This window comes from Streptomyces sp. NPDC052020 (assembly GCF_040680575.1).
In the GTDB taxonomy this organism is placed as follows: Bacteria; Actinomycetota; Actinomycetes; order Streptomycetales; family Streptomycetaceae; genus Streptomyces.
Genome location: NZ_JBFAWY010000050.1, coordinates 26292 through 39815, shown reverse-complemented (window position 1 = coordinate 39815; position 13524 = coordinate 26292). Strand labels below are relative to the sequence as shown.

At 69.3% G+C, this 13524-nt stretch carries 13 protein-coding genes and 4 pseudogenes; 6 read left to right on the top strand and 11 right to left on the bottom strand.

Annotated elements, in window-relative coordinates; genetic code table 11:
- Nucleotides 1–156 precede the first annotated feature (156 nt).
- On the bottom strand, nt 157–420 hold the full coding sequence (locus AB0L74_RS31990) for a hypothetical protein (protein WP_365660195.1): 264 nt from the start codon (nt 418–420) through the stop codon (nt 157–159).
- Between the two features lie 474 nt (nt 421–894).
- On the opposite strand from AB0L74_RS31990, the gene AB0L74_RS31985 reads away from it, so the two are divergent.
- The 5 genes from AB0L74_RS31985 (at nt 895) to AB0L74_RS31965 (ending at nt 4580) form a co-directional block, all read left to right on the top strand.
- Nucleotides 895–1038 carry a lasso RiPP family leader peptide-containing protein gene (locus AB0L74_RS31985; RefSeq protein WP_365660192.1) on the top strand — a complete coding sequence of 48 codons (144 nt, stop codon included), beginning with the start codon at nt 895–897 and terminating at the stop codon, nt 1036–1038.
- Between the two features lie 185 nt (nt 1039–1223).
- Entirely contained in the window at nt 1224–3080 is a 1857-nt protein-coding gene (locus AB0L74_RS31980; protein ID WP_365660189.1) for an asparagine synthase-related protein, read from the top strand.
- Complete coding sequence (locus tag AB0L74_RS31975) at nt 3052–3333, top strand: lasso peptide biosynthesis PqqD family chaperone (protein WP_365660185.1); 282 nt, start codon at nt 3052–3054, stop codon at nt 3331–3333. Before AB0L74_RS31980 ends, AB0L74_RS31975 begins: the two co-directional genes overlap by 29 nt.
- Entirely contained in the window at nt 3330–3752 is a 423-nt protein-coding gene (locus AB0L74_RS31970; protein WP_365660182.1) for a lasso peptide biosynthesis B2 protein, read from the top strand. The genes AB0L74_RS31975 and AB0L74_RS31970 overlap by 4 nt, the downstream gene beginning before the upstream one ends.
- A 543-nt stretch (nt 3753–4295) precedes the next feature.
- On the top strand, nt 4296–4580 hold the full coding sequence (locus AB0L74_RS31965; RefSeq protein WP_365660179.1) for a hypothetical protein: 285 nt from the start codon (nt 4296–4298) through the stop codon (nt 4578–4580).
- 293 nt (nt 4581–4873) lie between these two features.
- Here the strand turns inward: AB0L74_RS31965 and AB0L74_RS31960 are convergent, their stop codons facing one another.
- Both AB0L74_RS31960 and AB0L74_RS31955 read right to left on the bottom strand, forming a co-directional pair.
- On the bottom strand, nt 4874–5242 hold the full coding sequence (locus AB0L74_RS31960) for an ATP-binding protein (protein WP_365660176.1): 369 nt from the start codon (nt 5240–5242) through the stop codon (nt 4874–4876).
- Entirely contained in the window at nt 5239–6579 is a 1341-nt protein-coding gene (locus tag AB0L74_RS31955; protein ID WP_365660173.1) for an IS21 family transposase, read from the bottom strand. Before AB0L74_RS31955 ends, AB0L74_RS31960 begins: the two co-directional genes overlap by 4 nt.
- 210 nt (nt 6580–6789) lie before the next feature.
- On the opposite strand from AB0L74_RS31955, the pseudogene AB0L74_RS31950 reads away from it, so the two are divergent.
- Nucleotides 6790–7262 (top strand): annotated as a pseudogene (locus AB0L74_RS31950) (hypothetical protein).
- 5 nt (nt 7263–7267) lie between these two features.
- Here AB0L74_RS31950 and AB0L74_RS31945 read toward each other — a convergent pair.
- From AB0L74_RS31945 to AB0L74_RS31910, 8 genes and pseudogenes are all read right to left on the bottom strand, one after another.
- Nucleotides 7268–7408 (bottom strand): hypothetical protein, encoded by a 141-nt coding sequence (locus AB0L74_RS31945; RefSeq protein ID WP_365660171.1) that lies wholly within the window; start codon nt 7406–7408, stop codon nt 7268–7270.
- A gap of 367 nt (nt 7409–7775) precedes the next feature.
- Nucleotides 7776–8528: a hypothetical protein gene (locus AB0L74_RS31940; protein WP_365660168.1), complete on the bottom strand. Its 753-nt coding sequence runs from the start codon at nt 8526–8528 to the stop codon at nt 7776–7778.
- Between the two features lie 48 nt (nt 8529–8576).
- Nucleotides 8577–9332, bottom strand: a complete 756-nt coding sequence (locus AB0L74_RS31935) for an RHS repeat-associated core domain-containing protein (protein WP_365660166.1) — start codon at nt 9330–9332, stop codon at nt 8577–8579.
- 195 nt (nt 9333–9527) lie between these two features.
- Nucleotides 9528–9650, bottom strand: a pseudogene (locus tag AB0L74_RS31930) (RHS repeat domain-containing protein); the annotation flags it as partial.
- Nucleotides 9651–9670: 20 nt separating this feature from the next.
- Nucleotides 9671–11500, bottom strand: coding sequence for a hypothetical protein (locus AB0L74_RS31925; protein WP_365660163.1), 1830 nt, complete (start codon nt 11498–11500; stop codon nt 9671–9673).
- Between the two features lie 398 nt (nt 11501–11898).
- Nucleotides 11899–12141, bottom strand: a pseudogene (locus AB0L74_RS31920) (DUF6531 domain-containing protein); the annotation flags it as partial.
- 503 nt (nt 12142–12644) lie between these two features.
- Entirely contained in the window at nt 12645–13229 is a 585-nt protein-coding gene (locus AB0L74_RS31915) for a hypothetical protein (protein ID WP_365660161.1), read from the bottom strand.
- Between the two features lie 56 nt (nt 13230–13285).
- Nucleotides 13286–13384: pseudogene (locus AB0L74_RS31910) on the bottom strand (DUF6009 family protein); the annotation flags it as partial.
- Nucleotides 13385–13524 lie beyond the last annotated feature (140 nt).

Genomic DNA, 13524 nt, shown 5'->3' with positions numbered 1-13524 from the left:
CGGGGTTCAGGGGGTGGTGCGGTTCAGGATCCGCGTCATGTCGTCGGCGGCCACCAGCAGCAGATCGGCCTGCCTGGGATCGGTGGCCGCCTCCCCGCCGCCCCGGCCGTCGAGCCCGCGGTGGCCGGTGGCGCATTCGTTTCATGGCGTAGGGTCTTATGCTGCGCCCAAGTCACAGGCTCGTGCGGCGACGCCGGGGTGGACGTACGCGTCCCTCAGAATGGCGTAGCACAGCGTCCAGTCGCTCTTCGCGTGGTAGCAGCCGTAGAAGTGGTCGATGTTGTATGGGTAGCCCTGGCTTTGCAAGTAGTTCAGGCAGGCGTTGGTGTCGGCTTGGGCTGCGGGGGCGGCGAATAAGACGCCCGAGACAGCCAGGGTGACGCCCCCGAGCGTGGTGGCGATTTTACGGATGGCGTTCATGGGAATACCTCCACGTGTTACCCCGCGTTGGGGGCCGTTTTGTGCTACTGGCATACATGCCTTGGCAGGTGGTGAGCGAATCTCTGCCGTGTGGGGCGTGCGGGAGCACGTCACAGCGCAGCGGCGCTGTTTCGGCACGCCCTCTGGGCCGACATGCCTGTCGAATGCCCTCTCGCAGAGCGTTGCCGGGTCGAACGGGAGTGGTGGACGTCGACCGGGTGGTTCCGGTTCGTGGGTGCGCCGGGCGAAGTGCGCTGGTACTGGTGCGGGGGGGGGCGCTCTTGCGAGCAGGGGCTCGCTTCTCTGCCGGTTGCCAGCCCCCCGTCACAGGTATCACGCTCCGGCGTGGCTCCCGTCTTCGTGTGCGCCGGTTCACCTCCGCGCGCTGTCACTTGTTCGGGTGAGTTGGGCATCGGATGTATTAGATCAGGAAATAGGCGTGGTGAGATGTTGGACTGTTAGGAGGCGTCGCGCATGAGCGAGGAACTGAGTGGGACGGAGGTGCTGGAGGTGTACGAACCTCCGGTGCTGGTGGAGGTCGGTGAGTTCTCCGAGGAGACGCAGGGCCCCTTCGGTTTGTTCCCGGAGGGGTTCGGTTCGCGCGTGTTCTTTCCTTGAGAGGCCCTGTCGCGGGCGCGGCCCATCGGTGCGGTAGGACCGCAGGGCGGCGCCCGCCGTCGCGCGCGGATGTTCGTCATCACGCGCTGTAACCCGCTGAGGTGGCTCTTGGCCTCGGCAACGCAGCCCAGGCGATCCCCCGCAGCGGCATGAAGCGGTCTGCGGGACGGTACGGGAGGTGGGCGATGTCCAACGGACCGGTGATCGGGGCCCACGGGCGGTGGTTCGCGGTCCTGCCGGACCGGGAGCCGTCACATGCCGTCGCGCGGCGGCTCCTCCCTTACGCCTGCCGCACACTGCTCCATGCTTCGGGCCGGCCGTGGCTGGTCGGCTGCTGGGACGACGGCCCGGGCGACGCGGTCATGGCCACGGCCGGTGGGACACGGCTTGCGGTGATCGGGCCCAGTGCCGTCACGACCGGTGATCTCACCGTCCGCGGCTTGGCCGCGGCCGACGGCGCCCCGGGAAGCTTCCATCTCCTCGCCTCCACGGACGGCGAGGTGTACGCCCGGGGCACCGCCACCGGGAGCCGGCTGCTGTACACCGCCAATGTCGGCGGCGTCACCGTCCTGACCGACCGGGCCCGTACGCTTGCCTGGCTGACCGGTGCCCGGCCCGATCCCGCCCGGCTGGCCGCCCGCATGCTGTTGCCCGAACCGCCGTACCCCATCGAGGCGTTGCCGATGTGGCACGGGGTGGAGCTCGTGCCGCCCGGGCACACGGTGCGGCTGCGGCCGGATGGTGGCACCCGCATCGAGCGGTGGTGGCACGCGCCGCCGTCCGATCTGCCCCTGGCGCAGGCCGCGCCGCTGCTGCGGGACGCGCTGCGCGCCGCGGTCGGCGTACGGGTACGGCGTCGTGGCGAGGTGTGGGGCGCGGATCTGTCGGGCGGAATGGACTCCACGTCCCTGTGCTTCCTGGCGCAGGAGGCCGGCGCCCGGTTGGTGGCCGTCACCCTGGAGTGGTCTGCCGCCGCGAACGAGGACGGGCGATACGCCCGGGAAGCCGCCCGAGGTCTGCCGGGGATCACCCACTTGGTCTTTCCGTCGTCCGGGATTCCCGGCCACTTCACCGGACTCGGCACCCGTCACCCGCCGGGTGATGAGCCGTCCGTGCTGCTGCGTGACCGCGCCCAGCAGGTTCTGCTCGCCCGTCTGTTGCGTGACCACGGCGCTCGGCGGAGGCTGTCCGGCCACGGCGGCGATCACGTCGTCACCCCGCACCCGGCCTACGTCCACAGCCTGTTGCGCCGTCGTCCGCTGACCGGGCTCGCACACGCGGCCGCCCACCGCTCCCGGGGCCACTGGCCGCTGGGTGCCGTCACCCGTGAACTCGCTTCCCGCCGCCCGCTGGATGCCTGGCTGACGGGCCAGGCGGACGCGCTGGAGACGGTCAGGCGCGGCGATCACCCCAGGTTCGGCTGGGGTCCATGCCTGGCCGTCCCGCCGTGGGCCACCCCGCGCGCCCGGGAACTGGCAGCCGGGCTGCTGCGGGAAACCGCCCTGCGTCTGGAACCCCTGGCGCCGGACCGGGGCACCCACGGATGGGTCCACCTGGCACGCCGCGCCGGGACCGTGGCGGGCCGGCTCGCCGAGTTCGGCGAGGACGTCGGCCTGCCCTACGACACGCCGTACTGCGACGACGCCGTGTTGGCCGCCTGCCTGCGTGTCCGCCCGGCCGAGGCCGGACACCCCGCCACCTACAAGCCGCTGCTCGCCGCCGCCCTGGACGGCATCGTCCCGGCGACGATCCTGAAACGCACGACGAAGGACCACAGCGGCAACGAGTGGTACGCCGGGATCGCCACTCACCGACGCACCCTCGCCGCCTGGGCCGGCGACTCCCGCCTGGCCAGCGCCGGCCTCGCCGACCCTGCGGCGTTGCACCGAGCGTTACTCGCCCCCGCCCTGCTCGCCGGCGGCTGCGGTGAGCTGGAGAACACCCTGGGGATCGAGGAGTGGCTGCGCGACCTCGACGCCCACCCCCACCCGCACTACCTGAAGGAACACGCCAGTGAGCCAGCCCCTGCGGCTACGCCGTGACGTCACCGCCTGCGACACCGAAGGCGGCATGGTCCTGCTCGACGAACGCACCGGCCGCTACTGGCTGTTGAACAGCACCGGCACCCGTGTTCTACGCCGCCTGCTGGACGGCGCCTCCCCCGAGCAGATCGCCGACGACCTTGCTGCCGTCGGCGGCGTCACACCGCAACAGGTCACGGCGGACGTCGAGGCGCTGCTCGCACAGCTCCAGGCCACGCGACTCACCGAGAAAGCCAAGAAGGTACGGCAGTGAGCCAGATCCTCGACACCGGCGGGGAGCAGACGCCACCGTTGCGGCGCCGGATCCCGGCCCTCGCCGCCGTCCTCGCCGCGCTGCTGCTGGCCCGCCTGCCGCCCCGCCGCATCCGCCTGGTCCTCACCCTGCTGCGGCGCGGCGCCGCCCCGGCCGCTTACGACCAGGCGCTGGCCGCACGGCAGGACGTCACAGCCACCTCGACGCTGTGCGCGGGCCGGTACTGTCTGCAACGCTCCCTCGCCACCGCCCTGCTGTGCCGCCTGCGCGGAATCTGGCCCACCTGGTGCACGGGCGTGCGCACGCCACCGTTCACCGCACACGCATGGGTGGAGGCGGACGGCCGACCCGTGGGAGAACCGGCCGACACCCCAACCTACCGCCGGATCGTCACCGTGCCGCCACGCGTCAGACACTGATCGTGTCCTCCCATGGCCGAGGCAGGGATCACTTCGATCCCCAGACGTTCCCTTAAAGGGCCGACCGTCACGCTGGGCGGCCCTGTCGGCTGCTGTCTTCCGGGCCTGTACCAGGTAACCGGTAGCCGCCCGGCGGGCCGTGCGAATGCTGCTCCCCAGTCGACGCGAGGGCGCCAGCCCGGTTCTCGTACTTGCGTCGGGCCGTGCGCGGGCCCGTCCCGCACGGCGTCAACCAGACGCTCTGAGGTCCAGTCGTTCGGGTGTCTGGGGCGGGGATTCTTTCGGTCGTTACTGCTGAGGCAGCTGCGCCGCAGGCAGAGCGTCTCGTCCCGTTGGTACGTGGACCACTGTCATACGGTGCAGACCGCCCTTTGGCTCACCGCGGCAAACATGCAGAGCATGTATGGCCGGTACAGGCCCCGGTTGCTGGTTTGCGGTCTCCGGCGTGCGCTGTGCTTCCTCCGCCACCGGCGACCGGTGGCGCCTCACCAGGCGTGAACCACAAAACCGCCCCGACGCGGGGCACCACGTGGAGGTCCTCCCATGAATGCCATCCGTAAGATCGCCACCACGCTCGGGTGCGTCACTCTGGCCGTCTCGGGCGTCTTCTTCGCCGCCCCCACAGCCCAAGCCGACATCAACGACTGCCTGAGCTTCCTGGAAAGCCAGGGCTACCACCACCCCAGGGACGTGCACTCCTGGTCCTGCTCCAAGGCGCAGAGCGGCGAATTGGACGACTGGCAACTCTGCATCACCATTCTGAGGAAGTACGGCAACGTCCCCTCCTACCCTGAAGCTCACTATGCCTGTGACTTGGCAGCGCCGTGATCGCCTGGTCTCGGGGGAAGTCGGTGCCGGAGACGGCGGCTGATCGCACGTCGTACTGCGACATGTCCCGGATCCGGGCGTAGTGGAGCTGGTGGGTGCGATGTCTCGGCCTCGTGTCAGCGGCCCACCATGGGATATACCGCGCCGTGGCAATTTACTCAGCAGACACCCGCCACGCTCCAGGCGATCCCGGCCTCAAGGACTGCTTCGCCCACAAGGGTCCCCCAGACTCCGCCACACGCCCGTCCGGAGCGCGAGGGCTCCTGCCCCGGCCGCGGCTCCGCTTGCTGGCCTCAGGGGGTATTGCGCAGCTTCTGATATCCGCCTCTACCAATATCGTCGAGGAAGCGGAGGGTGGCCAGGTCACGGATCAGCTTCTCGTCGACGCCGGGCTGGGCTGCGAAGTCGAAGTCGGCCAGGGTCCAGGGCTCGGGCAGGCAGGCGAACCGTTCCCGGGCGGCGAGTTTGCGGGCTTCGGTGGCCTCGACCTCGATCTCCAGGAGCTGTTCCAGGGCTGCGGTCAGTGACATCCGCTCGGTGCGGGCCTGGTCCAGGACCCTGTTCAACGCCTCGGCGGCGTCGTTGAGTTTGAGGTAGGACAGGTGGCCTCTGAGCTGCTGGAATCGGCGCGCTTCGCTCACCTGCATCGGTGACGTACTCACTCCGGGTTCTCCTCCTGCTTCGGTGAGGGGACACTCCGCAGCCGGTCGGCCACGGCGGCATAGTGGGTCAGGTCGATCACGACCCGTTCGGCGGAACTGCCGGTGGCGGGCCCTTCGCGCAGGCGCTCGGCTTCGGCCAGAGCTGCGGCTGACGGCGGTTTGCGGACCTTGGTCTTGCAGGGAGCCCGGTCGGAGAACGAGGACAACACCGCCCTTTCCAGGGCGATGACGTGTCCGTCGTCCCGGACGGTCTGTCCGGCGCCTCGCGGGGCCCGGCGGTGGCAGGCGACGACGGCCCGGCCGGCGGTGACGATCCGCAGCTCGTCCTCGCCGAGCCGGTGCAGGACCTTGACCTGGACGCCGGGCAGGCCAGGCGGGACGGAGTAGAAGTTGCCGTCGAAGGCGACCAGGCTCTGCGGGCTGACGGTCCGCTCGACCTCCAGCTCGGCCGGGAACGGCCGCACCGGGATGTCGAGCAACGGCTCGGCTGCGGCGAGCTCGCCGACGGTGGTGACCGCTCCGTCGATCCGCCGGCGACGGTCATCCATCCGGAGCGAGAGCTTGTCGACACCGGACTGGGCCCGCACGACCGTGAGCCCGTCGGAAACCGTGCGCCACCAGCGTTGCGCGGCCGAGTGGTTGGCCTTCTCCACCACTCCCTTGCGGTTGCCGCGCCGGGGCGGGCAGATGTCCACCCCGACCCCGTAGTACTTGGCGACGGCGGCGAACGCCGCGGTGACCTGGCCGCTGGAGGGATAACAGACGGTGGCCATCCGGTCGAAGCGCCACCGGCGGGCGGTTCCGCCCAGCTTGCGCACGATATCGTCCAGGGCTTGGACCAGATGGGGGAAGTCCTCCGCCTCCTCCAGCACCGCCCTCCACCGGCCCGAATGCGCGAGGGCCCCGACCAGCAGATGCGCGTGCGCACCCACCCCCCATCCCTCGGGCGGATCAGGCAACTGCAACCAGTCGAACTGAACCTCTTCGCCCGGTGGGTGCGCGATCACCGCGACGTCGCGGCCGGTCGCGGCATGACAGGGCTCGCAGTGCGGTCGGACGTGATAGCGGCGAAGGGCGCGGGTGAACGTCGAGTACGCACCCTCATAGCCGAGCGCCACGACCTCGTCGAACGGCGTGGACGCCCACAGGTGCGGGTCATCAGCGAGGCGCTGCCGGCAGTACGGAAGGAACGGCACGAACGCATCCGGCGCCTGACGCCGCTGACCGGCGGTCCGCTCACCATTCAGATGGGCCCGGATCGTCTTGCGGTCCCGGCCCAGATGCCGGGCGATCGCCGAGATCGTCCATCCCTGCCGACGCAGTGCATGCGCATCCACGTCTTCCTCCCGCGTAAGCATCCAGGCCCCCGAACAGGCCGAACTTGCGCACACAGGCTTTCCGGACCAACCGTGATATACGGCGACACACCGGGCAAGATCACACGATGGATGGGGAGATCAATAGAGCAGGTTTGTCCCACCCCTTAGCAGGACGTGGGGAGATTCAAGAAGCGCCATCAGCATCTACCTGTAGGAGGGGAACACCGCATGAGGGTGGGAATCACCGGGCACCGCGGACTGAACACACACGTCGAGGCCCAGGTACGGGCGCTTCTGACCGACCAGATCCAGGCGTACGACCCGACCGACCTGGTCGGCGTCTCGTGCATCGCCGACGGCCCCGACTCCTGGTTCGCCGAGACCGTGCTGAAGTACGGCGGTCGCCTGGAGGTCGTCGTCCCGGCCGCCGAGTACCGCGAGGGTCTGCCCGACTGGCACCATCCCGTCTACGACCGGCTCATCTCCCGCGCAGCCGACATCCACCACACAGGCATCCCGAGTCGACCTCCGAAGCCCATCAGGCAGGGTCCGAGATCCTCGTCGGCCTGGTCGACGAGCTGGTCGCGGTATGGGACGGGAAACCGGCCAGGGGATACGGGGGCACGGCGGACGTGGTGGCCTACGCCGAACGGACCGGCGTCCCCGTGAGGGTGCTGTGGCCCGAGGGCGCCAGCCGGTGACCTCGTCAGCGGTTCCCCATCGACGACCGGGCCGTCAGCCAGGCGGAATCGTTCTTCCCCGAGGCGCTGTTGCCGAAGAAGAGACCCGGGCCGTCGCCCTGGCGTAGCGGGGCGGCTCGCACGGTCTGGGCGGCTGCGGCGCTCATGTCTCCCAACCGCCGCCGCGTGCAGGGCTGCTCAAGGGTGTCCAAGGCAGGGCTGTTCTCCAGCGATCATCGCCGCGTGCCCAGCTCTTCACGACGTGAGCGGTGATGTCGTGGCCGTGCATGGCGTAGGGGGCAGGTACGCGAGCTTGGAAATGGGCGTGAGGTCCGCCTTCTCGGTACTCGACGAGGCAGCTGTTGTCTCCCTCGAGGCGCACCTGAATGTAGTACTGCGCGTGGTCGCGTGAGTCGGCGCGTTCGATGATGAGGAAGCGGTGGGCGAGGTTGAGTTCGCTGAGAAGGTCGTACAGCGTGTCCTCGTCGGGGTCCTCCTAGGTGTCCCCGTTCCAGGCTGTGGCGCGGATGTGGGTCATGGGCCCTCGTCGGCGCGGGTGACGGTCTGTTCGGCGAGGGTGAGCAGTTCGTCGGTGGTGACTTCGCGGCGGCCTGAGGCGGTGTGCAGGGTGAGGGCGGGAGCTGTGCCGGCTTCGGCTTTCAGGACGTTGCCGAGTCGGTTCTCCCATTCGACCCAGCTTCCGGGAGCGCCGTCGAGCAGCGACAGTTCGTTCAGCAGGACGGGCAGGGGGGCAAGGCCGCGGTCGGGGCCGATGCTGTGGCTCTTGGTGCGCTGGTTGTCGTAGCGCATCCTCAGGAAGGGGGCGGGCTCACGGTCGAGCTTGGTCGGCTGGAGTGTGTAGCGGAACAGGTGGACCGCTTCGTCTTTGGTCTCTGTTCCGGAGAACTCGCATCGGTAGCCGGGGAAGAGGGTGTAGGTGGCCTTATAAAGGTCGGGGTCGTCTTGGGCGTGGTTGTCGTGGACGTCGGGGCTGACGGCGGCGACGGTGTCGAATTCCCACCCGGGGCAGGAGAACCCAGCGAGTGCCACGAGCGGCTGGTCGCAGCCGACGATCTGTGTGCTGTGCTCGCGGGCGAACTTCAGGACGGCGCGGGCCAGGGTCGCGTCGTAGCGGCCCATCACGCGCATTTCGAGTAGATGCTCGTGGTCCGGGGAGAGGATGGCGTCGAAGTTGAAGATCATTCGTGACCAGTGCCAGGCGTCGGGCAGGCCGTCGATGGGGGCGGCGCCGGGTTGGGCGGACACCTTCGCCGTCAGGTCCTTCATCTGTCTCTCTTCCTCCTCCTGGCCTGTGCCTGTTTGTTCCCTGCCGGGTCAGGAGCAGGAGTAGTTCGGACCGGTGTCCTGCCGGTAGGTCGCCGTCATTCGTCCGCCGCCGCTGGAGTTCTCGCTGCGCGTCATCGGCACCATGTTATTGGTGTCGTTGTAGTAGTCGTTGCGGGTGGCGCGGTCGGTGTTGTATCCGGTCTGGTTCCAGTGGTCGACGACCGGGTGCATGTGTTCGTAGGTCAGCTGGTCGCTGGGTACCGGGTTGCCGTTCGAATCGAACCAGTTCAGCTGGTCACGGGGGATGCACTGGCCGGCGCTGGGGTGTCCGGCAGGGTAGACGGGGACGCCGCCCTGTTGCTGTCCTTCCACAGTCCATTGCGCGGCCATGGCGTCGTGGGTGGGCTGTCGGTAGCTGCTGGGGTACTCGGTGTCGCGGTTGTGCTGGGTGATGGGCGAGTTGGGGTCTCGTATCCACCGGCCGCCCGGGCCGTTGATGGCCGGCATGAGGCCGAGCGGGTCGGCGATGGTGAGGGGGTTGTCGACGTAGGTGTAGTCGTTGGGGGCTGCGGCCAGGCCGAGGGGGTCGTGGCTGACGTAGCGGGCGGTTTCCGGGTCGTAATACCGGAAGTAGTTGTAGTGCCAGCCGGTCTCGGCGTCGGCGTACTGGCCGGGGAAGCGCAGCGGGCAGTGTGTCGTCGAGCCGTCGGAGGAGCCGGGCTGGGGCAGGCCCCAGATGGTTTTGCGTATGTGCCAGGCAATGGCGCCGTCGGGAGTGATGAGTTCACTCGGGGCGCCGGACACGTCGGTGACGACCGCGTGGAAACGCGGGGCGCCGTCGGGGCCGCGGTCGACCTGGGTGAGCGGGCGGTGGGTGCCGGAGTGGTAGTCCCAGGTGGTTACGGTGCCGGTGGCGGTGACCTGCTCGGCGAGTCGGGTGCCGTCCCAGCTGAAGATGGTCTCCTCTGCGACGTGGCCGTCTGCGATCAGCCTTCGCTTGGCGGTGCGGCGGCCAGCGGCGTCGTATTCGTAGGTCCACTGGGCGCCGTCGGCGGTGATGACGCCGGTCAGTCTGTCGTTGCTGTTCCAGGTGAAGGTGCTGGTGCGGGTCTGGCCGTTCAGCAGACGGGTGTGGCGGCGGATCAGCCGCCCGTTCGCGTGTAGGTGTAGGTGGTGCGGCCTGACCGGTGCAGGCGGCCTGCGGCGTAGTCACGGATGGGCTCGGCTTGGCCGCTGGCGCCGGGGGTGTCCGCGCGGGTGAGGTTCCCGGTGGTGTCGTAGGCGTATGACTCGCTCCAGCTGTGGGCTTCGACGGCGGTGATCCGGCCGGCGGGGGTGAGGTCGAAGCGTCGTGTGCCAGCGTTGTCGCGGATGTCGGTGAGGAACCCGTCCGGGCGGTAGGTGTACTGCCGGTGTTGCAGGAGTTCGGTGCCGCGGACGATCCGTTGGGCGCCGAGCCGGCCGACCGGGTCCCAGTCGTGGGCAAGGGCGAGGTCGGGGCCGAGACCGCGCAGAGTTTCACGGCCCGTGTCGTCGAAGGTGAAGTCCAGGCGGTGTCCCTCGTTGTCCAGGGCAGTGGGGCGGCTGGCGGCGTCATAGGTCCAGGTGGAGACGGTTCCGGACGGGGTACGTCGCGAGGTGCGCCGGCCCAGCGCGTCGTAGGTCCAGGTGGTGGTTCGGCCGTTGATGCTTTCGGAGAGCTTGCGGCCGGCCAGGTCGTAGGTGTGCTCCACGGTGGTGGTGGCGTTGGCGGAGCGCAGCAGGCTCCCGGCCAGGTCGTAGGTGTAGGTGCTGATGCCTTCGGCCGAGTGTTCTTCGACGGGGCGGCCGAGGATGTCACGGATGTAGGTGACGGTCTCGCCGGCGCTGTTGGTCCGGGCGGCAAGGGCGCCGGTCGGGTCCGGCCGGTAGGTCAGAGTGCGGCCGGCGAAGTCCGTCTCGTGAATCAAGCGGCCCGCTGCGTCGTAGGTGTACTGCCACGTGCGGCCGCTGGGGGCGTGGACGCCTGTGAGGCGGAGCTCGGTGTCGTGGCTGAAGGTGTGCCGGGCCCCGTCGGGGGTGGTGCGGGAGGTGGGGAGGTGGAAGTGGGTGTAGGTGAAGCGTGAGGTGCCTCCGGCCCGGTCGGTGGCGGAGACGAGGTTGCCCTCGCCGTCCCACTCCCAGGTTTCCAGTGACCCGTCAGCGAGTTCGTGCCAGGCGGGCCTGCCCTCGGCGGTCCAGCCGAAGCGCTCGACGCGTCCGGCGGCGTCGGTGAAGGTGCGTACGCGGCCGAAAGCGTCGCGTTCGACGGTGGTGGTGTGGCCCAGCGGGTCGGTGAGTGCTACCGGCAGGCCCGCCGCGTCGGTCGTGACGCGGCGGGTGTACCCCAAGGCGTCGGTGACGGCGGCCGGGTGGCCGTGAGCCTCGTAGGTGTAGCGGGTCGTGGCGCCGACCGGGTCGGTGACCGATAGGCGGTTGCCCCGCTCGTCGTAGGTGTAGCGCCAGCGAGCCCCGTCGACATCGGTGACCTCGACGGGCAGGTCGAGGTCGTTGTAGACCGCCCGCGCGGCATGCCCGTCCGGGCGAATGACAGCGGTGGTGTTCCCGGCTTCGTCATACTCGTACCGGGTTGTGCGGCCCAGCGCGTCGGTGGCGGCGAGCAACCGGTCTGGGCCGTCCCATTCCCGGTGGGTGGTGTTGCCCAGAGCGTCGGTCCAGCCGGTTAGCCGCCGGTGCTCGTTGTAGCGGTAGATGGTGGTGTGGCCGTGAGAGTCGGTGTACCGGTTGACGCGACCTGCGGAGTCGTACTCGAGGGTGCACGACAGGAAGCCGCCAGCTCCGGTTCCGCGTACGCAGCGGTCCGTGCCGCCGTACTCCCAGCGGTACCAGCCACCGTTGCGGTCGGTCCGTTCCACGATGCGGCCGTTGGCGTCGTAGGTGAAGCGTGCGGCATGGCCCATGGCGTCGACGACCTCCACCAAGTCGCCGTGCACGTCGTAGCCGTAACGGCGCAGGACCGTGCCCTCCGGGCCGCCGTCGTCCGTATCCAGCAGCCGCAGCGCTCTGACCCGGTGGTCGTCGGTGTCGACAGCGATCCGGTAGCCGCCGCTGTGCCAGACCTCAAGGGGGGGGCTCCGTCCTCGCTACGGTCGATGTCGATGTGGTGACCGTTACGGTCGGACACCCTGTACAGCAGCAGGGTCATCCGGTTTGCAGCCGGGGTGCCGGGCGCAGGCGCGGCTGCGGGGGCGAAATGGAGGGTGTGACCAGTTCCCGGGTTGGTGACGCTGATTTCTCCGCCGTGGGTGCCGTCCCAGGTCAGAGGCCATCGGGGCCCGTGCTTGGGCAGTACTGGTACATCCGGCTGAGGCACCGGATAGATGAGCAGCATGCCATCGGCGACGGCGAAGACCAGGCCGTCTTTGTCGGCTTCGAGCCGCTGGTCGAGGGTGGACGCCCAGGAGCGGCCGAACCACTGGCCGCAGCGGTAGGACGAGACGTGCGTGCGCTCGATAACGAGCTTGAGCAGTCCTGGCAGCTCGACGTCGGTCTCGGTGAGGATCATCTCCCCGGAGACCAGGTCAATGGGGTCACCGCCCTTGCAGCGGCCCTGCGCCGGCTGGGCGGCTCCCATCTCGTCCTTGCTGGCTCCGTCACGCAGCGGCTTGGAGCCGGCACCGCGCTGTCCGCCTGTTGTGACGCCGCTCGGGGAAGTGGGAGTGCCCGCATTCGGCGCGCGCAGATTCGTGTTGCCCTCTCCGCCCTTGCGGATGCCGTCCAGGTGGCTGGCGATATTGCGGTCGTTGTCGTCGTGACTTCTGGCCATCTTTTTCAGGCCGGCGGTCATGTTGGTGTCGAGGTTTTTGGCGGAAGTCTTCACGCCCTCCTCGATGCCGTCGATGACCCTGTCCAGCATGGCGTTGGCCGCGTCCGCGATCGCGTCCTTGCCCTTGGTGCGGCCGTGCGTTGTCCTAGCCCGCGACAGCTTGCCCCCCGCCCGGTCACGGATCTTGCCGCCCGCGCCCGCCAGCCGCGAACCCGCCTGACTGTACGATTCCGGGTCCAGGCTGAACCTGCCGCTCCTCCCCCCAGAAGCATCCGCGCTCGCGAGGTTCATGGCACTGGACGACCCGTCGCTCAGTGCCTGCCGGCCCGCCTGCGCGGTCTGGCCGAGGTCGACGCCCTGCTGCACCCCCAGGGCGTTCCCACCCAACTGCACCACCAAGTCGCCTGCCATCGAGCCGAGGGACTGGTAGACCGGCCCCATCGCGACATCGACAACCCGAGAGGCAACCTCCTCACACACCTCCTGGAAGATGCGTTTGACCGCGATCCGGGGGCCTGGGTTCCGGCCAGTCCGGCCAGCGTCGACAGACCCAGGGTGACCGGCGCCGCGGCGACCGCCGCCGCGATCTCGGCGGCCAGAATGCCCAACTGGGCGATGGCGGCGAGCTTGGCGCCCTCGATCAGCACCGCCACCCCGTCCAGCGCGGTCGCCGCCAGACGGCCCGCTTCGGCGAGGTTGGCCAGATGGGTGCCCTTGACCTTGCTCCAGTGTCTCTCCAGTGCCTGCACGGCCAGGCCCTCGTTGGTCCCGAGCAGATCCGGGATCGCCGCATGGGCGTCGGCGGTGCCGTCGTCGATGTCCTCGGCGAACTCGCGCGCGCATGGCCTGAGCCATCTCGCGGTAGTCGTCCTCGTCGACGTTCGGCCAGCTGACACCAATCAGATCAAGGGCCTCGTCCAGATAACCCGGCAACGTGACACCCATGGAGCGTGTCGAGGGCCTGGCGGACGTAGTCGAGCTGTGAGGGGTCTTCCAGCCACACCACCTCCTGCTCGTGGGTGATCTCGCTTGCGTCCAACAGCGAGCTCATGGCTGCAGCCCTTCCTCCACCGGCCGGTCCGCTGTGCGGGGGGCCTGTTGTGCCTGTGTGGTGTGGTGCTCGCTGCACCGCGTGGCGGTGGAGCCGGATGCCGGCCCCGTTGGGCGGGGTCGGCGATTCATAGTAGTTCG